Origin of the sequence: Sinorhizobium sp. B11, from assembly GCA_039725955.1 — a bacterium.
Lineage (GTDB): Bacteria > Pseudomonadota > Alphaproteobacteria > Rhizobiales > Rhizobiaceae > Rhizobium.
On sequence record CP091034.1, the window covers coordinates 1,502,078 to 1,517,617 of the forward strand.

Annotated in this window: 26 protein-coding genes and 1 pseudogene; 23 read left to right on the forward strand and 4 right to left on the reverse strand. The window is 58.9% G+C overall.

The genetic code is table 11. The annotated features are described in order from the left end of the window. The 22 genes from rpsS to rplQ all read left to right on the forward strand — a co-directional run bounded on the left by rpsS (nucleotide 1) and on the right by rplQ (nucleotide 11,979). Complete coding sequence (rpsS, locus tag LVY75_17205) at nucleotides 1-279, forward strand: 30S ribosomal protein S19 (protein XAZ24917.1); 279 nt, start codon at nucleotides 1-3, stop codon at nucleotides 277-279. Nucleotides 280-281: 2 nt separating this feature from the next. Further along, nucleotides 282-671 carry a 50S ribosomal protein L22 gene (gene rplV / locus LVY75_17210; protein XAZ24918.1) on the forward strand — a complete coding sequence of 130 codons (390 nt, stop codon included), beginning with the start codon at nucleotides 282-284 and terminating at the stop codon, nucleotides 669-671. Continuing rightward, the gene (gene rpsC / locus LVY75_17215) at nucleotides 671-1,405 is read left to right on the forward strand and encodes a 30S ribosomal protein S3 (GenBank protein ID XAZ24919.1); all 735 of its coding nucleotides are present in this window, start codon (nucleotides 671-673) and stop codon (nucleotides 1,403-1,405) included. Before rplV ends, rpsC begins: the two co-directional genes overlap by 1 nt. Nucleotides 1,406-1,443: 38 nt before the next feature. Beyond that, a complete protein-coding gene (gene rplP / locus LVY75_17220) occupies nucleotides 1,444-1,857 on the forward strand; it encodes a 50S ribosomal protein L16 (protein ID XAZ24920.1) in 414 nt (137 codons plus the stop codon). A 12-nt stretch (nucleotides 1,858-1,869) separates the two neighbouring features. Next, a complete protein-coding gene (gene rpmC, locus LVY75_17225; protein XAZ24921.1) occupies nucleotides 1,870-2,070 on the forward strand; it encodes a 50S ribosomal protein L29 in 201 nt (66 codons plus the stop codon). 12 nt (nucleotides 2,071-2,082) lie between these two features. Beyond that, on the forward strand, nucleotides 2,083-2,322 hold the full coding sequence (gene rpsQ / locus LVY75_17230; GenBank protein XAZ24922.1) for a 30S ribosomal protein S17: 240 nt from the start codon (nucleotides 2,083-2,085) through the stop codon (nucleotides 2,320-2,322). 261 nt (nucleotides 2,323-2,583) lie between these two features. Then, nucleotides 2,584-2,952 carry a 50S ribosomal protein L14 gene (gene rplN / locus LVY75_17235; GenBank protein XAZ24923.1) on the forward strand — a complete coding sequence of 123 codons (369 nt, stop codon included), beginning with the start codon at nucleotides 2,584-2,586 and terminating at the stop codon, nucleotides 2,950-2,952. Nucleotides 2,953-2,964: 12 nt separating this feature from the next. Next, nucleotides 2,965-3,273: a 50S ribosomal protein L24 gene (gene rplX, locus LVY75_17240; protein XAZ24924.1), complete on the forward strand. Its 309-nt coding sequence runs from the start codon at nucleotides 2,965-2,967 to the stop codon at nucleotides 3,271-3,273. Further along, entirely contained in the window at nucleotides 3,266-3,823 is a 558-nt protein-coding gene (gene rplE, locus LVY75_17245) for a 50S ribosomal protein L5 (protein XAZ24925.1), read from the forward strand. The genes rplX and rplE overlap by 8 nt, the downstream gene beginning before the upstream one ends. 32 nt (nucleotides 3,824-3,855) lie before the next feature. Continuing rightward, the gene (gene rpsN, locus LVY75_17250; GenBank protein XAZ24926.1) at nucleotides 3,856-4,161 is read left to right on the forward strand and encodes a 30S ribosomal protein S14; all 306 of its coding nucleotides are present in this window, start codon (nucleotides 3,856-3,858) and stop codon (nucleotides 4,159-4,161) included. 12 nt (nucleotides 4,162-4,173) lie between these two features. Then, nucleotides 4,174-4,572 carry a 30S ribosomal protein S8 gene (gene rpsH, locus LVY75_17255; protein XAZ24927.1) on the forward strand — a complete coding sequence of 133 codons (399 nt, stop codon included), beginning with the start codon at nucleotides 4,174-4,176 and terminating at the stop codon, nucleotides 4,570-4,572. Between the two features lie 41 nt (nucleotides 4,573-4,613). Then, nucleotides 4,614-5,147: a 50S ribosomal protein L6 gene (gene rplF, locus LVY75_17260; GenBank protein XAZ24928.1), complete on the forward strand. Its 534-nt coding sequence runs from the start codon at nucleotides 4,614-4,616 to the stop codon at nucleotides 5,145-5,147. A gap of 12 nt (nucleotides 5,148-5,159) precedes the next feature. Further along, nucleotides 5,160-5,522: a 50S ribosomal protein L18 gene (rplR, locus tag LVY75_17265; protein ID XAZ24929.1), complete on the forward strand. Its 363-nt coding sequence runs from the start codon at nucleotides 5,160-5,162 to the stop codon at nucleotides 5,520-5,522. A gap of 130 nt (nucleotides 5,523-5,652) precedes the next feature. Continuing rightward, the gene (rpsE, locus tag LVY75_17270) at nucleotides 5,653-6,222 is read left to right on the forward strand and encodes a 30S ribosomal protein S5 (protein XAZ24930.1); all 570 of its coding nucleotides are present in this window, start codon (nucleotides 5,653-5,655) and stop codon (nucleotides 6,220-6,222) included. 13 nt (nucleotides 6,223-6,235) lie between these two features. Then, nucleotides 6,236-6,445, forward strand: coding sequence for a 50S ribosomal protein L30 (gene rpmD, locus LVY75_17275; protein ID XAZ24931.1), 210 nt, complete (start codon nucleotides 6,236-6,238; stop codon nucleotides 6,443-6,445). A gap of 16 nt (nucleotides 6,446-6,461) precedes the next feature. After that, entirely contained in the window at nucleotides 6,462-6,935 is a 474-nt protein-coding gene (rplO, locus tag LVY75_17280; protein ID XAZ24932.1) for a 50S ribosomal protein L15, read from the forward strand. Between the two features lie 235 nt (nucleotides 6,936-7,170). After that, entirely contained in the window at nucleotides 7,171-8,511 is a 1,341-nt protein-coding gene (gene secY / locus LVY75_17285; GenBank protein ID XAZ24933.1) for a preprotein translocase subunit SecY, read from the forward strand. Next, entirely contained in the window at nucleotides 8,508-9,158 is a 651-nt protein-coding gene (locus LVY75_17290; GenBank protein XAZ24934.1) for an adenylate kinase, read from the forward strand. The genes secY and LVY75_17290 overlap by 4 nt, the downstream gene beginning before the upstream one ends. A gap of 219 nt (nucleotides 9,159-9,377) precedes the next feature. Then, nucleotides 9,378-9,746 (forward strand): 30S ribosomal protein S13, encoded by a 369-nt coding sequence (rpsM, locus tag LVY75_17295; GenBank protein ID XAZ24935.1) that lies wholly within the window; start codon nucleotides 9,378-9,380, stop codon nucleotides 9,744-9,746. 133 nt (nucleotides 9,747-9,879) lie between these two features. Then, nucleotides 9,880-10,269, forward strand: coding sequence for a 30S ribosomal protein S11 (gene rpsK / locus LVY75_17300; GenBank protein ID XAZ24936.1), 390 nt, complete (start codon nucleotides 9,880-9,882; stop codon nucleotides 10,267-10,269). 97 nt (nucleotides 10,270-10,366) lie between these two features. Further along, a complete protein-coding gene (locus tag LVY75_17305; protein XAZ24937.1) occupies nucleotides 10,367-11,377 on the forward strand; it encodes a DNA-directed RNA polymerase subunit alpha in 1,011 nt (336 codons plus the stop codon). 179 nt (nucleotides 11,378-11,556) lie between these two features. Further along, nucleotides 11,557-11,979 carry a 50S ribosomal protein L17 gene (rplQ, locus tag LVY75_17310; protein XAZ24938.1) on the forward strand — a complete coding sequence of 141 codons (423 nt, stop codon included), beginning with the start codon at nucleotides 11,557-11,559 and terminating at the stop codon, nucleotides 11,977-11,979. A 76-nt stretch (nucleotides 11,980-12,055) separates the two neighbouring features. On the opposite strand, the gene LVY75_17315 is transcribed toward rplQ, so the two are convergent. Together LVY75_17315 and LVY75_17320 are read right to left on the reverse strand one after the other, a co-directional pair. Further along, nucleotides 12,056-12,439 (reverse strand): VOC family protein, encoded by a 384-nt coding sequence (locus tag LVY75_17315; GenBank protein ID XAZ24939.1) that lies wholly within the window; start codon nucleotides 12,437-12,439, stop codon nucleotides 12,056-12,058. A 28-nt stretch (nucleotides 12,440-12,467) separates the two neighbouring features. After that, on the reverse strand, nucleotides 12,468-13,337 hold the full coding sequence (locus tag LVY75_17320; protein XAZ24940.1) for a DUF817 domain-containing protein: 870 nt from the start codon (nucleotides 13,335-13,337) through the stop codon (nucleotides 12,468-12,470). Nucleotides 13,338-13,486: 149 nt separating this feature from the next. Between LVY75_17320 and LVY75_17325 the strand changes: the two are divergent. Further along, nucleotides 13,487-13,914 (forward strand): annotated as a pseudogene (locus LVY75_17325) (DUF2809 domain-containing protein). Here LVY75_17325 and msrQ read toward each other — a convergent pair. Next, nucleotides 13,911-14,570, reverse strand: coding sequence for a protein-methionine-sulfoxide reductase heme-binding subunit MsrQ (gene msrQ / locus LVY75_17330; GenBank protein XAZ24941.1), 660 nt, complete (start codon nucleotides 14,568-14,570; stop codon nucleotides 13,911-13,913). The pseudogene LVY75_17325 and the gene msrQ sit on opposite strands and share 4 nt — an antisense overlap. After that, nucleotides 14,570-15,517: a protein-methionine-sulfoxide reductase catalytic subunit MsrP gene (gene msrP, locus LVY75_17335; protein ID XAZ24942.1), complete on the reverse strand. Its 948-nt coding sequence runs from the start codon at nucleotides 15,515-15,517 to the stop codon at nucleotides 14,570-14,572. Before msrP ends, msrQ begins: the two co-directional genes overlap by 1 nt. Nucleotides 15,518-15,540 lie beyond the last annotated feature (23 nt).

Here is a 15,540-nt window from a genome sequence, read left to right on the forward strand (position 1 = left end):
ATGGCTCGTTCAGTATGGAAAGGTCCGTTCGTTGACGGCTATCTTCTCAAGAAGGCTGAGAAGGTTCGTGAAGGCGGACGTGCAGAAGTGATCAAGATCTGGAGCCGTCGCTCCACGATCCTGCCGCAGTTCGTCGGTCTCACCTTCGGCGTCTACAACGGCAGCAAGCATGTTCCGGTCAGCGTCAATGAAGACATGGTCGGTCACAAGTTCGGTGAATTCTCTCCGACCCGGACCTACTACGGTCACGGCGCGGACAAGAAGGCAAAGAGGAAGTAACGATGGGCAAGGCAAAAACAGAACGCCGGCTCAAGGACAACGAAGCGCAGGCAGTCGCCCGCACGCTCCGCGTCAGCCCCCAGAAGCTCAACCTGGTTGCTGCGGCCATCCGCGGCAAGAAGGTAGAGCGTGCACTCGCTGAGCTGGAATTCTCCCGCAAGCGTATCGCAGGTGCCGTCAAGAAGACGCTCGAATCTGCGATCGCCAACGCCGAGAACAACCATGACCTCGACGTCGACGCTCTCGTCGTCGCCGAGGCTTATGTCGGCAAGTCGATCGTCATGAAGCGCTTCCACGCCCGCGGCCGCGGCCGCGCGTCGCGCATCGAACGTCCGTTCGCTCACCTGACGATCGTCGTTCGTGAAGTGCAGGCACAAGAGGAGGCCGCATAATGGGTCAGAAAATCAATCCGATTGGTTTCCGTCTTGGCATCAACCGTACCTGGGATAGCCGCTGGTTTGCGGACAATGCCGAGTACGGCCAGCTCCTGCACGAAGACCTGAAGATGCGTAAGTTCGTGATGAGCGAACTGAAGCAGGCTGGTATCTCCAAGGTGGTTATCGAGCGTCCGCACAAGAAGTGCCGCGTCACGATCCACTCGGCCCGTCCGGGCCTGATCATCGGCCGCAAGGGCGCCGACATCGACAAGCTCCGCAAGAAGCTGTCGGACATGACGAACTCCGAAACGCATCTCAACATCGTTGAAGTGCGCAAGCCGGAAGTCGACGCAACGCTCGTTGCTCAGTCGATCGCCCAGCAGCTCGAGCGCCGCGTGGCTTTCCGCCGCGCTATGAAGCGCGCCGTTCAGTCCGCGATGCGTCTTGGCGCCGAAGGCATCAAGATCACCTGCGCAGGCCGTCTCGGCGGTGCAGAAATCGCTCGTACGGAATGGTACCGCGAAGGCCGCGTTCCGCTGCACACCCTGCGCGCTGACATCGACTACGGTACGGCTGAAGCCGAAACCGCATTCGGTATCTGCGGCATCAAGGTCTGGATCTTCAAGGGCGAAATCCTTGAGCACGATCCGATGGCTTCCGAACGCCGCGCGCTGGAAGGCGACGCACAGGGCCCGGCAAGCCGCGAACGCGACCGTGGCGATCGTCGCCGCGAACGCGACAACGCGTAATTAGCGCTGGCGAAAGATAAGCTCGGAGAAGTAAGAAAATGTTGCAGCCAAAGCGTACTAAGTACCGCAAGCAGTTCAAGGGCCGCATCAAGGGCGTAGCCAAGGGCGGTTCCGACCTTGCCTTCGGCGAATTCGGCCTGAAGGCTCAGGAGCCGAACCGCGTTAACGCTCGTGAGATCGAAGCGGCCCGCCGCGCGATCACGCGTTACATGAAGCGTGCCGGTCGTGTTTGGATCCGCGTGTTCCCGGACGTTCCGGTAACCGCAAAGCCTACCGAAGTCCGCATGGGTAAAGGTAAGGGTTCCGTGGAATACTGGGCATGCAAGGTCAAGCCTGGTCGTATGATGTTCGAGATCGACGGTGTCTCCGAGGAAATCGCGCGTGAAGCGCTTCGCCTCGGCTCGGCCAAGCTCTCGGTCAAGACGCGCTTTGTACAGCGCATCGCAGAGTAAGGAGAAGGCACGATGAAAGCCGAAGAAGTACGCGGCCTCACGGCCGACCAGCTCAAGGACAAGCTCGCCGACCTGAAGAAGGAGCAGTTCAACCTGCGCTTCCAGAAGGCGACGAACCAGCTTGAGAAGACCTCGCGCATCAACGAAGTCCGCAAGGACATCGCCCGCGTGAAAACCATTGCCCGCCAGAAGGCGGCAGAAGCAAAGGCTTAAGGAAAAAAGAACATGCCGAAGCGTATTCTGCAGGGCGTCGTGGTTGGTGACAAGAACGAGAAGACTGTCGTAGTTCGCGTTGAGCGTCGTTTCGCTCATCCGCTGCTCCAGAAGACCGTTCGTCGCTCCAAGAAGTACAAGGCCCACGACGAAAACAATCAGTACAAGATCGGCGATATCGTCTCCATCGAGGAGTGCGCGCCGATCTCCAAGGACAAGCGCTGGACGGTCGTTGCCGCCCAGGCCAAGTAAGAATTTTGCGCGAGGCCTTGCGTCTCGCGGAAATTTCTATATGAAGCAGCGTCGGAACGCTCGAATGCCGGGCGTTCTTTTGCTTTAAGCGCACGGAAGGTCCCGTTTGGGAAACCACCCTGGCAACGATCTATCCCGCGCTATTCAAGCTATTGCCGCGTTTTCGCTGTCCTCGTGACGAGCGGCCGGTAGACAATTTTCATAAGCCGGAAGAGGGGGCTTTGCCCAACCATTCCGGTAAGAACAAGAAGGCGACCTGATATGATTCAGATGCAAACAAACCTCGACGTCGCGGATAATTCCGGCGCCCGTCGTGTCATGTGCATCAAGGTGCTGGGCGGCTCGAAGCGCAAGTATGCCTCGATCGGCGACGTTATCGTCGTTTCGATCAAGGAAGCTATTCCGCGCGGCCGTGTGAAGAAGGGTGACGTGATGAAGGCGGTTGTCGTTCGCACCGCCAAGGACATCCGTCGTCCGGATGGCTCTGTCATCCGCTTCGACACCAATGCAGCAGTCCTCATCGACAACAAGAAAGAGCCGATCGGCACCCGTATCTTCGGACCGGTTCCGCGCGAATTGCGTGCGAAGAACCACATGAAGATCATCTCGCTGGCTCCCGAAGTACTGTAAGGAGCGGGAACGATGCAGAAGATTCGTAAGGGCGACAAGGTCGTCATGCTCGCAGGCAAGGACAAGGGCCGTACCGGCGAAGTCCTCCAGGTCCTGCCGAAGGAAGATCGCGCCGTCATTCGCGGCGTAAACCTCGTAAAGCGCCACCAGCGCCAGACACAGACCCAGGAAGCCGGGATTATTTCCAAGGAAGCTTCGGTCCACCTGTCCAACGTCTCGATCATCGACAAGGACGGCAAGCCGACCCGTGTCGGCTTCAAGGTTGTTGACGGCAAGAAGGTCCGCGTGGCCAAGCGTTCGGGAGAAGTGATCGATGGCTGAGGCAAAGTACGAGCCGCGGCTCAAGAAGGAATATGTCGAGCGGATCCGCAAGGCGCTTCAGGAGAAGTACTCCTACGCCAACGAGATGATGATCCCGAAGCTCGACAAGATCGTTATCAACATGGGTGTGGGCGAAGCCACGGCTGACTCGAAGAAGCCGACCGTTGCTGCCGCCGATCTGGCCGCCATTGCTGGTCAGAAGCCGGTCATCACCCGTGCACGCAACTCTATCGCTGGCTTCAAGGTCCGCGAAAACATGCCGATCGGCGCAAAGGTCACCCTGCGCGGCGCCCGCATGTACGAGTTCCTGGATCGCCTGGTCAACATCGCGCTTCCGCGCGTTCGCGACTTCCGCGGCCTGAACCCGAAGAGCTTTGACGGCCGTGGCAACTTCGCCATGGGCATCAAGGAGCACATTGTGTTCCCAGAAATCAACTACGACAAGGTTGATCAGATGTGGGGCATGGACATCATCGTTTGCACGACGGCCACGACCGACGACGAAGCTCGCACGCTCCTCACGGAGTTCAGCTTCCCGTTCCGTCAGTAACCGTAACGACGAGCGTAGAAAAGGAACCTGACATGGCGAAGACAAGCGCAGTTGAAAAGAACAAGCGCCGCCGTAATACGGTCGCAAACCAGGCCGCCAAGCGCGCTGCCCTGAAGGCGATCATCATGAACCAGGCTCTTCCTATCGAAGAGCGGTTCAAGGCCTCGATCAAGCTGGCATCCCTGCCGCGTGACGGATCGAAGACCCGCATTCGCAACCGTTGCGAAGTGTCCGGTCGTCCGCGCGCTTACTACCGTAAACTGCGTATGTCGCGTATCGCGCTGCGCGAACTGGGCAATCTCGGCAAGGTGCCGGGCATCGTCAAGTCGAGCTGGTAAGGAGCAGGTTAGATGACAATGACTGATCCGTTGGGCGATATGCTCACCCGTATCCGCAACGGTGCTTCGCGTCGCAAGTCGTCGGTTTCGACGCCTGCTTCCAAGCTCCGTGCACGTGTTCTCGATGTTCTCCAGTCCGAAGGCTACATCCGTGGCTATTCCGTCGTCGATTTCGGCAACGGCAAGTCCGAACTGAACATCGAACTCAAGTACTATGAAGGCGCATCGGTGATCCGTGAGATCGGCCGTGTGTCCAAGCCGGGCCGCCGGGTTTATGTCTCGGTCAAGTCCATTCCGCAGGTCGCGAACGGCCTCGGCATCACCATCCTTTCGACCCCGAAGGGCGTGATGGCCGATCACCAGGCTCGCGAACAGAACGTTGGTGGCGAGGTTCTCTGCTCGGTCTTCTAAGACTGCGCAGGGTCTCCATAGCGAACAGACAGGATTGAAACATGTCTCGTATCGGTAAGAAGCCCGTTCAGGTGCCTGCTGGGATCACGGCTACGGTCGATGGCCAGAAGGTTACCGCTAAGGGCCCGAAGGGCGAGCTGTTTTTCGTCGCAAACGACGAAATCAGCGTAAAGCTCGAAAACAATGCGGTCGTCGTAGCGCCGATCAGCCAGACGAAGGAAGCTCGTTCGAAGTGGGGCATGTCCCGCACGATGATCGAAAACATCTTCAAGGGCGTCAAGGACGGCTTCGAGCGCAAGCTTGAAATCAACGGCGTTGGTTACCGCGCTTCGCTGCAGGGCAAGAACCTGCAGCTGGCTCTCGGTTTCAGCCACGACGTGGTCTATGAACCGCCGCAGGGCATCACGATCGCTGTGCCGAAGCCGACGGAAATCGTCGTCACCGGCATCAACAAGCAGCAGGTCGGTCAGGTCGCCGCCGAGATCCGCGAATACCGCGGTCCGGAGCCCTACAAGGGCAAGGGCGTCAAGTATGCCGAAGAGCGGATTGTCCGCAAAGAAGGCAAGAAGAAGTAAGGATCACGCGAAATGGCTAGCAGGAAAGAAGCACTTGCACGTCGTGCCAACCGCGTGCGCCGTCATCTCAAGTCGGTGGCCAACGGCCGTCCGCGCCTGTCGGTTCATCGCTCGTCGAAGAACATTTACGCTCAGGTTATCGACGATGTTGCTGGCAAGACCCTTGCCGCTGCATCGACGCTCGATAAGGATCTGCGCGGTTCTCTGAAGACCGGTGCCGACACCGCAGCAGCTGCCCTCGTTGGCAAGCTCGTTGCAGACCGCGCTTCGAAGGCAGGCGTGACCGAGGTCGTATTCGACCGTGGCGCCTTCATCTATCACGGCCGCATCAAGGCCCTGGCGGATGCAGCCCGCGAAGGCGGTCTGACCTTCTAATAGTTTCCGGCCGAAGCGTTCATAGTCTTCGGCCGGATTTCACCGGACCGCAAATCGTTCCCTCGCGGAAGCCGATGCGGTCCTCGTTTTGTTTGCCGATTGCACCCGGAAAAGAAAAAGGAAGAGGACAATGGCACAGGAAAGAAGGCCGCAGCGGGAAGACCGCCAGAGCCGCGAAGAGCGCGATAGCGAATTCGTCGACAAGCTTGTCGCGATCAACCGCGTCGCCAAGGTCGTCAAGGGCGGCCGTCGTTTTGGTTTCGCAGCACTCGTCGTCGTTGGCGACCAGAAGGGCCGCGTAGGCTTCGGCCATGGCAAGGCACGCGAAGTGCCGGAAGCCATCCGCAAGGCTACCGAAGCCGCCAAGCGCGAACTGATCTTCGTACCGCTGCGTGACGGCCGTACGCTGCATCACGACGTTCATGGTCGTCATGGCGCCGGCAAGGTTCTGCTGCGCTCGGCCAAGGTCGGTACCGGTATCATCGCCGGTGGTCCGATGCGCGCCGTTTTCGAAACGCTCGGCGTCCACGACGTCGTCGCCAAGTCGACCGGTTCGTCGAACCCCTACAACATGGTTCGCGCCACCTTCGACGCTCTGAAGCACCAGGTTCACCCGAAGGACATCGCAGCACAGCGCGGCATCAAGTATGCTACGCTTCAGGCTCGCCGTGCCGCTTCTGGCAACGCCTCTGAAGAATAAGAGGAGCTGACCAATGGCCAAGGCTACCAAGAAGGCTGAAGCGAAGACTGTCACGATCGAACAGATCGGCAGCCCGATTCGCCGTCCGGACGTCCAGCAGCGTACGCTGATCGGTCTCGGACTGAACAAGATGCACCGTCGCCGCACGCTGGAAGATACTCCGGCCGTTCGTGGCATGATCCGTGCAGTCCAGCATCTCGTTCGCGTCGTCGACGAGAAGTGAGCCCGGAGTAACGCTCATGAAACTCAATGAAATTAAAGACAACGAAGGCTCTACCCACAGCCGCAAGCGCCTCGGCCGCGGTATCGGCTCGGGCTCCGGCAAGACCGGTGGTCGTGGTGTAAAGGGTCAGAAGTCCCGTTCGGGCGTTGCCATCAACGGCTTCGAAGGCGGTCAGATGCCCATCTACCGTCGCCTGCCGAAGCGCGGCTTCAACAACATCTTCGCAGCCGACTACGTCGTCGTATCGCTGGGACGCATCCAGGCTGCCGTCGATGCCGGCAAGCTCGACGCGAAGGCAACCGTTGATGCAGCTGCTCTGAAGGCTGCCGGCGTCATCCGCCGTGCCAAGGACGGCGTTCGCGTTCTCGCCGACGGCGAGCTCAAGGCCAAGATCACGCTCGAAGTTGCAGGCGCTTCCAAGCCTGCCGTCGAGAAGATCGAAAAGGCTGGCGGCAAGGTAACGCTTCTTTCTGCCGCAGCGGCAGAATAATAAACTGATGATATATCGCCCGGGGTGCTTCACACCGGGCGATTTTGCTCCCATATGTGAGCCTCACAAAAACCTGCTTGGACGCGTCCGCGTCGAGACGGTAAGACTGGAAACGAGGGTGAGGCATAGGGTTGCGCCAGCAATCCGTCCGAAGCCCGGCTTTTAAAAGAAATTCATACTGATTCCGGTGCCGGCCGACTCGAGAGCGCCCGGAATTGGTAGCGCGGAGAAACGCATGGCTTCTGCAGCGGAACAACTGGCTTCAAACCTCAATTTTTCGACCTTCGCCAAAGCTGAGGATCTTAAGAAGCGCCTGTGGTTCACACTGGCAGCTCTCCTTGTGTACCGGCTGGGCACCCATATTCCGCTTCCAGGCCTCAATCCGCAGGCATATGCTCAGGCTTTCCAGGGCCAGGCAGGCGGTATTCTCGGCCTCTTCAACATGTTCTCGGGCGGCGCTGTGCAGCGCATGGCGATCTTCGCCCTCGGCATCATGCCCTACATTTCCGCTTCGATCATCGTGCAGCTCATGACCTCGGTCGTGCCGGCGCTCGAAAACCTGAAGAAGGAAGGCGAGCAGGGCCGCAAGATCATCAACCAGTATACCCGCTACGGCACGGTCATCCTCGGTGCGCTCCAGGCCTACGGCATTGCCGTTGGTCTCGAGAGCGGTAATGGCCTCGTTGTCGATCCGGGCTGGTTCTTCAAGATTTCGACCGTTCTGACGCTGCTCGGCGGCACCATGTTCCTGATGTGGCTCGGTGAGCAGATCACCTCGCGCGGCATCGGCAACGGCATTTCGCTGATCATCTTCGCGGGCATCGCAGCCGGTCTTCCGACCGCCCTTGCCGGCACGCTGGAACTCGGCCGTACCGGCGCGCTGTCGACAAGCCTCATTCTGCTCGTCATCGTCGTCGCGATCGCGGTCATTGCCGTCATCGTCTTCGTCGAACGTGCGCAGCGCCGCCTGCTGATCCAGTATCCGAAGCGTCAGGTCGGCAACCGCATGTTCCAGGGCGACACTTCGCATCTGCCGCTGAAGCTCAACACCTCGGGCGTCATCCCGGCAATCTTTGCATCCTCGCTGCTTCTTCTGCCGGCGACCCTTGCAGGCTTTGCGAGCTCGACGGCAATGCCGGCCTGGGCCACTTCGATCGTTGCAGCACTTGGCCACGGTCAGCCGCTCTACATGGTTCTCTATGCCGGCCTCATTGCTTTCTTCGCCTTCTTCTACACGGCCATCGTCTTCAATCCGAAGGACACGGCCGATAACCTGAAGAAGCATGGCGGCTTTATCCCCGGTATTCGCCCGGGTGATCGTACGGCCGAATATATCGACTACGTGCTGACCCGTATCACGGTGATCGGCGCAATCTATCTCGTCTTCGTCTGCATCCTTCCTGAGATTCTGGTGTCGCAAACCGGCATTCCATTATCCCTTGGTGGGACTTCGCTTTTGATCGTGGTTAGCGTAACTCTTGATACGGTGGCGCAGATCCAGGGCCATCTGATCGCGCAGCAGTACGAAGGCCTGATCAAGAAATCGAAGTTGCGTGGAGGAAAGAGGGGGCGATGAGACTTATACTTTTGGGGCCGCCGGGCGCGGGTAAGGGGACCCAGGCCCAGCGGATCGTGGAAAAGCATGGCATTCCACAGCTTTCCACGGGTGACATGCTGCGCGCCGCCGTTCAGGCAGGTACTGAAGTCGGCAAGCGCGCCAAGGCTGTCATGGACGCCGGAAACTTGGTCTCGGACGAGATTGTCAACGCCATCGTATCCGAGCGAATCGATCAGCCCGATTGCGCTAACGGCTTCATCCTCGACGGCTTCCCGCGCACGCTTGTGCAGGCAGATGCCACAGAGGCGATGCTGAAGGCCAAGGGTCTCGATCTCTCTGTCGTTATCGAATTCCGTGTCGACGACAAGGAGCTGGTCCGCCGGGTGGCAGGCCGTTATTCCTGTGCCCAGTGCGGTACTGTCTATCACGACTCCGACAAGGTCCCGGTCAAGGAAGGCGTCTGCGACAAGTGCGGCTCGACCCACTTCAAGCGTCGTCCTGACGACAATGCCGAGACAATGACCAAGCGTCTCGAGGTCTACTACAAGGAAACCTCGCCGCTGATCGGCTATTACTACGCCAAGGGCACACTGAAGTCCGTGGATGGCATGGCCGAAATCGATCAGGTTACCGCCGAGATCGAAGGCATTCTTTCCAAGCTTTAAAGCTTTGAAAATAAACTTGGCGGGAACGGTTGCTTTTTTGCACTGATTCCGCTAAACCGCGCCAACTCGCGACATTCCCTGCGATCGGCGCGGATTTCCCGAAGGAAATCCGGGTTCGGTCGTTTTGCGATGTTACGAACCCGAATTTGAACGAGCGGCCTTTGGCTGCATAACGAAGCCCTATTGCCGGATGGCAACTGGAATGCAAGGAGAATAGGCGTGGCACGTATCGCTGGCGTCAACATCCCGACTGCAAAGCGCGTCGTCATCGCGCTGACCTACATTCACGGGATCGGACAGAAATTCGCGCAGGAGATCATCGAAAAGGTCGGTATTCCGGCTGATCGCCGCGTTCATCAGCTCACGGACGCTGAAGTTCTTCAGATCCGCGAAACCATTGACCGCGACTACCAGGTCGAAGGCGATCTTCGTCGCGAAACGTCGATGAACATCAAGCGTCTGATGGACCTTGGCTGCTACCGCGGCCTGCGTCACCGTCGCGGCCTTCCGGTCCGCGGTCAGCGCACGCACACCAATGCCCGTACCCGCAAGGGCCCGGCAAAGGCGATCGCTGGTAAGAAGAAGTAATTTCCGGGAAACCGGGATGGGGAGGCTGGCGGTCTGCGCCGGCCTCTTTTGAGTTTGGAGCGGGGCCATATAGGCGCTGTTCCGGTGTAGCCGCTGGGATTACGGCGGTGAAGAGATCCAAGAAAGGAATACCATGGCTAAGGAAGCCGTCCGCGTTCGCCGTCGCGAACGTAAGAACATCTCGTCGGGTGTCGCTCACGTCAACTCGACCTTCAACAACACGATGATCACCATCACCGACGCGCAGGGCAATGCGATTGCCTGGTCGTCTGCTGGCGCCAAGGGCTTCAAGGGCTCGCGCAAGTCGACCCCGTTCGCTGCCCAGATCGCTGCCGAAGACTGCGCCAAGAAGGCTCAGGAACATGGCATGAAGTCGCTTGAAGTCGAAGTCTGCGGCCCGGGTTCCGGCCGTGAATCGGCTCTGCGCGCGCTCCAGGCTGCCGGTTTCATGATCACGTCCATCCGCGACGTGACCCCGATCCCGCACAATGGCTGCCGTCCGCGCAAGAAGCGCCGCGTCTGATCATCGCTATCGTCACCGGTGAGCGCCTCTGCGCTCCCGGTGGTTTTCAAGCTCGGTTGCCACGATTGGATGGTGGCAACGAACGGAAGGCTAAAACATGATTCAGAAAAACTGGCAGGAATTGATCAAGCCGAACAAGGTGGAGTTCTCTTCGAGCTCGCGCACCAAGGCGACTCTCGTTGCAGAGCCGCTCGAGCGCGGTTTCGGCCTCACCCTCGGCAACGCGCTGCGCCGCGTTCTGCTCTCCTCTCTGCGCGGTGCCGCTGTTACGGCCGTGCAGATCGACGGCGTGCTGCATGAATTCTCGTCGATCCCGGGCGTCCGTGAAGACGTTACGGACATCGTGCTCAACATCAAGGAAATCGCCATCAAGATGGATGGCGACGATGCCAAGCGCATGGTCGTGCGCAAGCAGGGTCCGGGTGTTGTAACGGCTGGCGACATTCAGACGGTCGGCGATATCGAAATCCTCAACCCCGAGCATGTCATCTGCACGCTCGACGAGGGTGCCGAAATCCGCATGGAGTTCACCGTCAACAACGGCAAGGGCTACGTCCCGGCCGAGCGCAATCGTGCGGAAGATGCTCCGATCGGTCTCATCCCGGTCGACAGCCTCTATTCGCCGGTCAAGAAGGTGTCCTACAAGGTTGAAAATACCCGCGAAGGACAGGTTCTCGACTACGACAAGCTGACCATGACCATCGAAACCGATGGCTCTGTCTCCGGCGAAGATGCCGTCGCTTTCGCGGCTCGCATCCTCCAGGACCAGCTTGGCGTCTTCGTCAACTTCGACGAACCGCAGAAGGAAGCCGAAGAAGAAGCAGTCACCGAACTGGCCTTCAACCCGGCGCTCCTGAAGAAGGTGGACGAGCTCGAACTGTCCGTTCGTTCGGCAAACTGCCTGAAGAACGACAACATCGTCTACATCGGCGACCTCATTCAGAAGACCGAAGCAGAAATGCTCCGCACCCCGAACTTTGGTCGCAAGTCGCTGAACGAAATCAAGGAAGTTCTCGCTTCCATGGGCCTGCACCTCGGCATGGAAGTGCCGGCATGGCCGCCCGAGAACATCGAAGATCTCGCCAAGCGCTACGAAGACCAGTACTGAGCGGCGTGAGGAAAAGTGTGAAGCGGTTTTCCGCCCGCACGCCGATCGCAGAACATAACAAAAAGGCAGGTTCTTAACGGCTGCCTTTTCCAGTCAAACAGCAGGCATATCGCCTGCATGTGCCAGGAAACGGCAGGCCCGGTAACGAAGTAAGGGCACTGCATTAAAGGAGAATAGCAATGCGCCATGGTAAAGCCGGCCGCAAGCTGAATAGAACTGCAAGCCACCGCAAGGCGATGTTCGCCAACATGGCGGCTTCGCTCATCACCCACGAGCAGATCGTTACGACCCTGCCGAAGGCCAAGGAAATCCGTCCGATCGTCGAGAAGCTCGTCACCCTCGGCAAGCGCGGCGACCTGCACGCTCGTCGTCAGGCGATCTCGCAGATCAAGGACGCTGTTGTCGTCAACAAGCTGTTCGACACGATCGCTTCGCGTTACGCTACCCGCAACGGCGGCTACCTGCGTATCATGAAGGCCGGCTTCCGCCAGGGCGATAACGCCGCTCTCGCCGTCATCGAATTCGTTGACCGCGACACCTACGCAAAGGGCGCAGCCGACAAGGCTCGCGTCGCTGCTGAAGAGCAGTCTGTCGCTGCATAAGAATTTCCGGTTACGGAAACAGGAAAGCCGGGCTCTGCCCGGCTTTTTTCGTTGTGCGATATGAGATCGCTCCCGCTCAAGCTTTCTCAGGCGGCTGATTGATCATGGCTTCGATATTGTAGCCGTCGGGATCGAGAATGAAGCAGGCGTAATAGTGAGGCGTATAGTCCGGGCGCGGGCCAGGTGCACCATTGTCCTGCGCGCCGGCTGCCAGCGCGCTTTGATAGAAAGCATCGACTTCCGCTCTGCTATGGGCGCGGAAGGCCACGTGGATGCGTGTCAGAGGTGCAGTGCTGTCGGCTTGCTGGATTTCGAACAGGCAGCCATTGCCGATGTCGAAAGCCCAGAATACCTCCTCTTTTCCAAAAGACAGCGTATACCCCAAAGGCGCGAAGGCTTTCTCATAAAAGAGCCTGCTCTTCGTGAGATCGCTGACGGCGACGGTGATATGGTCAATCAAGTCTCGTCCTCCTCATGGACTGAGAGGTTCAATCGGGCACGTGGATCTTGTGTTTGATGTGCTTCAGATTGGCGACGATCGTGAACGTCATGATTACCAGCAGGCACCACGAACTCCATTTGCCGATGTGCACGGTCGACCAGGCGCCGATCTGGTTCGGATAGCGCCACACGCCGAAGAAGGTGCTGATGTTCTCTGCAAGCCAGATGAAGAAGCCGATCAGGCCGAAGGCGAGAAGCAGGGGCATATTGCGGTCCCGATCATAGGGTCTGAAGACCACGGTCGTTCGCGCATAGAGGCCGAGCGTGCAGGCGGCAATGTACCAGCGATAGTCCCCGATATAGTGATGTGTGAAGAAGTTGGCATAGATTGCCAAGGCCATCAGCCCGGCCATCCAGTAAGGTGGGTGATGTCTCACGCGCAGATCAAAAAGGCGCCAGGCCTGAATGACATAGCTGCCGACAGCCGCATACATGAAGCCTGAAAAGAGCGGCACGCCAAACAGCTTGGTGTAGGCGAAATCGGGATAGCTCCATGATGGCGCGTTGCCGGAGGTCTTGAAGACCTCCAGCGCAAAACCGACCAGATGGAAGACCGAGATCACCTTCAATTCGTCGATGGTTTCGAGTTTTGCCCAGACCATCCATGTCTGGATGGCAAGAGCGATGATCAGCAGCAGATCGTAGCGCGGGATGCCGATGATGCCTGCACGCGGCACCAGAAAAACCGACAGAAAAAACAGACCCGCGAAGAGGCAGGCCCGGGCTTCCTTGACGCCGAAATAGAAGAATTCGACGACGAAACGTTCAATGCCGCTGCGCGCAAGATCGGCCGGTTGGTCGATCAGATGCTTGTCCAGTAGAGGAAGCAATCCTTGAAGCGCGGCAACTCTAGGCATTTTCTTGCGACTGATCCGGATTCGTTTCGAAGCAGTAGGAAGCTATCAGGCTCGGTTAAGCCAGGACAGCACCAGCTTGATAATTTGCTGCTTCGCAAATAGGCGTTCAAATCAGTTGAGATCATGGTGGTCGATTGCAATTGAGCGGTATGATTCAAGGCAGGCAGTTGCAGCGCCTCGCAGCGCTATTCCTGATCATCATTTCGGGCCTGATGCTCAGGCGCTTCGGCTATTCCGTCGATTTGCCCTTCGTCTTCGTCAAATATGGTGGATCACTGCTCTGGGGGGCGATGGTCTATTTCCTGCTGGCCGTTGTGATTGCGGGTCTCCATAGCGGAATTCGACCCGCGGCAATTACCGCGACGCGCTTGTTGCCGCCATCTGCGTCGAGCTGTTCCGTCTATATCATGCGCCCTGGCTGGATGCCTTTCGACTGACGACCGCGGGTGCCTTGCTGTTGGGGCGGGTATTCTCGCTCTGGAATATCGTCGCATACACTATCGGGATCGCAGTCGCTTACGGGCTTGACCCCGCGCGCAGGTCATCATCGTCTTTGCAGGTCGACGCAGACCTTTAAGACGCTGTCGATGCTGCGGTACGCTCGCGTGGCCGCACTTGTCCCTTCTTGCGGTTCCGCCCGATCGGCTTGTAGGAGCGGTAGAGAATGAGAGCGATGATCAGTCCGATATAAGTATACTGCTCGAGGTCGAGGATCTTCGTCGATAGCGCAAAGTGCAGCGCGGCTGAGGCACCGATGATGTAGACGAGACGATGGAGCCAGATCCAGTTCTTGCCAAGCCTGCGGATCGAGAAATTGTTGGATGTGATGGCAAGCGGGACGAGCATCGCCAATGCACCCATGCCGAACATGATGAAGGGACGCTTCACAACGTCGTCGATGACAGCAGCGATATCCAGCGCCTGATCGAGTACCATGTAGACGGTGAAATGCATCAGCGCGTAGTAGAAGGTCAGAAGACCGAGCGCGCGGCGATAGCGCAGGTAATTCCAGCCGAGAAGGTCGCGGGCAGGGGTGACGGCAAGCGTCAGGATCAGGAAACGAATCGTCCAGATGCCGAGAAAGAGCTCGAATGTCTTCACCGGATCGGCGCCGAGCTGATCCGTCGCGCCGAGGTAGAAATACCAGGCGGCGGGCACGAGCCCGACGACATAGAGCAGCCAGACGGAGGCAGGCTGCCAGCGCTTCGGAATGGCGAGCGAAAACGCCGTCATCAGAAATTCACCCTCAGATCCATGCCGTCGTAGAGGCTGGCAACTTCGTCGGCATAGCCGTTGAAGGGCAGGGTGGGGTGCCGACTGGCGCCGAAAAAGCCGCTTTCGCCGATGCGCCGCTCGGTCGCCTGGCTCCAGCGCGGATGGTCGACAGCAGGATTGACGTTGGCATAGAAGCCGTACTCCTGCGGATTGGTGACCTGCCAGGTATTCTTCGGCTGCTGGTCGGTCAGCGTGATGCGCACGATCGATTTGATGCCCTTGAAGCCGTATTTCCACGGCACGACGAGGCGCACCGGCGCGCCATTCTGGTTCGGCAGCGTTTCGCCATAGAGCCCGACGGCGAGCAGCGTCAGCGGGTGGCGCGCCTCATCCATGCGCAGGCCCTCGACATAGGGCCAGTTCAGCGACTGGAAGAGGCCGGCCTGGCCGGGCATCTCCTCCGGGCGCACGACCGTCTCGAAGGCGACATATTTGGCGCTGCCCTGCGGCTCTACCTTGTCGAGAAGCGACGCGAGCGGAAAGCCGTCCCACGGAATGACCATCGACCAGGCCTCCACGCAGCGCATGCGATAGACGCGCTCCTCGATCGGGAACTCCTTCATCAGCGCCTCGATATCGAAGGTGCCGGGCTTGTTGACCATGCCGCCGACCTTGATCGTCCAGGGCAGCGGCTTGAATTTGCCGGAGAGTGCCGCAGGATCGCCCTTGTCGAGGCCGAATTCGTAAAAGTTGTTGTAGGTGGTCACGTCTTTGATCGGCGTCAGCTTGTCGTCGACCGTGTACTTGCTCTTGACGGTCGTAAGCGCTGCCGCACTCGCCTTGCCGGCGCCGTAGAGCGCCATCGCGCCAAACGTCGCAGCGCCGAGAAATTCCCGGCGCTTCAGGTAGGCCTCGCGCGGTGTGATCTCCGAGGAGCGGATTTTGGGCGGACGATAGGCTGGCATTCGAATTCCTCCTGGGCGGGGCG

What these genes read in the sequence shown, in the direction of transcription:
- rplO (XAZ24932.1), top strand. Translation starts at nt 6,462, where the DNA reads ATGAAACTCAATGAAATTAAAGACAACGAAGGCTCTACCCACAGCCGC.
- LVY75_17305 (XAZ24937.1), top strand. Translation starts at nt 10,367, where the DNA reads ATGATTCAGAAAAACTGGCAGGAATTGATCAAGCCGAACAAGGTGGAG.
- rplE (XAZ24925.1), top strand. Translation starts at nt 3,266, where the DNA reads ATGGCTGAGGCAAAGTACGAGCCGCGGCTCAAGAAGGAATATGTCGAG.
- rpmD (XAZ24931.1), top strand. Translation starts at nt 6,236, where the DNA reads ATGGCCAAGGCTACCAAGAAGGCTGAAGCGAAGACTGTCACGATCGAA.
- rplV (XAZ24918.1), top strand. Translation starts at nt 282, where the DNA reads ATGGGCAAGGCAAAAACAGAACGCCGGCTCAAGGACAACGAAGCGCAG.
- rpsE (XAZ24930.1), top strand. Translation starts at nt 5,653, where the DNA reads ATGGCACAGGAAAGAAGGCCGCAGCGGGAAGACCGCCAGAGCCGCGAA.
- rpsQ (XAZ24922.1), top strand. Translation starts at nt 2,083, where the DNA reads ATGCCGAAGCGTATTCTGCAGGGCGTCGTGGTTGGTGACAAGAACGAG.
- rplX (XAZ24924.1), top strand. Translation starts at nt 2,965, where the DNA reads ATGCAGAAGATTCGTAAGGGCGACAAGGTCGTCATGCTCGCAGGCAAG.
- rpsK (XAZ24936.1), top strand. Translation starts at nt 9,880, where the DNA reads ATGGCTAAGGAAGCCGTCCGCGTTCGCCGTCGCGAACGTAAGAACATC.
- rpsC (XAZ24919.1), top strand. Translation starts at nt 671, where the DNA reads ATGGGTCAGAAAATCAATCCGATTGGTTTCCGTCTTGGCATCAACCGT.
- rplR (XAZ24929.1), top strand. Translation starts at nt 5,160, where the DNA reads ATGGCTAGCAGGAAAGAAGCACTTGCACGTCGTGCCAACCGCGTGCGC.
- rplN (XAZ24923.1), top strand. Translation starts at nt 2,584, where the DNA reads ATGATTCAGATGCAAACAAACCTCGACGTCGCGGATAATTCCGGCGCC.
- rplF (XAZ24928.1), top strand. Translation starts at nt 4,614, where the DNA reads ATGTCTCGTATCGGTAAGAAGCCCGTTCAGGTGCCTGCTGGGATCACG.
- LVY75_17290 (XAZ24934.1), top strand. Translation starts at nt 8,508, where the DNA reads ATGAGACTTATACTTTTGGGGCCGCCGGGCGCGGGTAAGGGGACCCAG.
- rpmC (XAZ24921.1), top strand. Translation starts at nt 1,870, where the DNA reads ATGAAAGCCGAAGAAGTACGCGGCCTCACGGCCGACCAGCTCAAGGAC.
- rplQ (XAZ24938.1), top strand. Translation starts at nt 11,557, where the DNA reads ATGCGCCATGGTAAAGCCGGCCGCAAGCTGAATAGAACTGCAAGCCAC.
- rpsS (XAZ24917.1), top strand. Translation starts at nt 1, where the DNA reads ATGGCTCGTTCAGTATGGAAAGGTCCGTTCGTTGACGGCTATCTTCTC.
- msrQ (XAZ24941.1), bottom strand. Translation starts at nt 14,570, where the DNA reads ATGACGGCGTTTTCGCTCGCCATTCCGAAGCGCTGGCAGCCTGCCTCC.
- msrP (XAZ24942.1), bottom strand. Translation starts at nt 15,517, where the DNA reads ATGCCAGCCTATCGTCCGCCCAAAATCCGCTCCTCGGAGATCACACCG.
- rpsN (XAZ24926.1), top strand. Translation starts at nt 3,856, where the DNA reads ATGGCGAAGACAAGCGCAGTTGAAAAGAACAAGCGCCGCCGTAATACG.
- LVY75_17320 (XAZ24940.1), bottom strand. Translation starts at nt 13,337, where the DNA reads ATGCCTAGAGTTGCCGCGCTTCAAGGATTGCTTCCTCTACTGGACAAG.
- rpsH (XAZ24927.1), top strand. Translation starts at nt 4,174, where the DNA reads ATGACAATGACTGATCCGTTGGGCGATATGCTCACCCGTATCCGCAAC.
- secY (XAZ24933.1), top strand. Translation starts at nt 7,171, where the DNA reads ATGGCTTCTGCAGCGGAACAACTGGCTTCAAACCTCAATTTTTCGACC.
- rplP (XAZ24920.1), top strand. Translation starts at nt 1,444, where the DNA reads ATGTTGCAGCCAAAGCGTACTAAGTACCGCAAGCAGTTCAAGGGCCGC.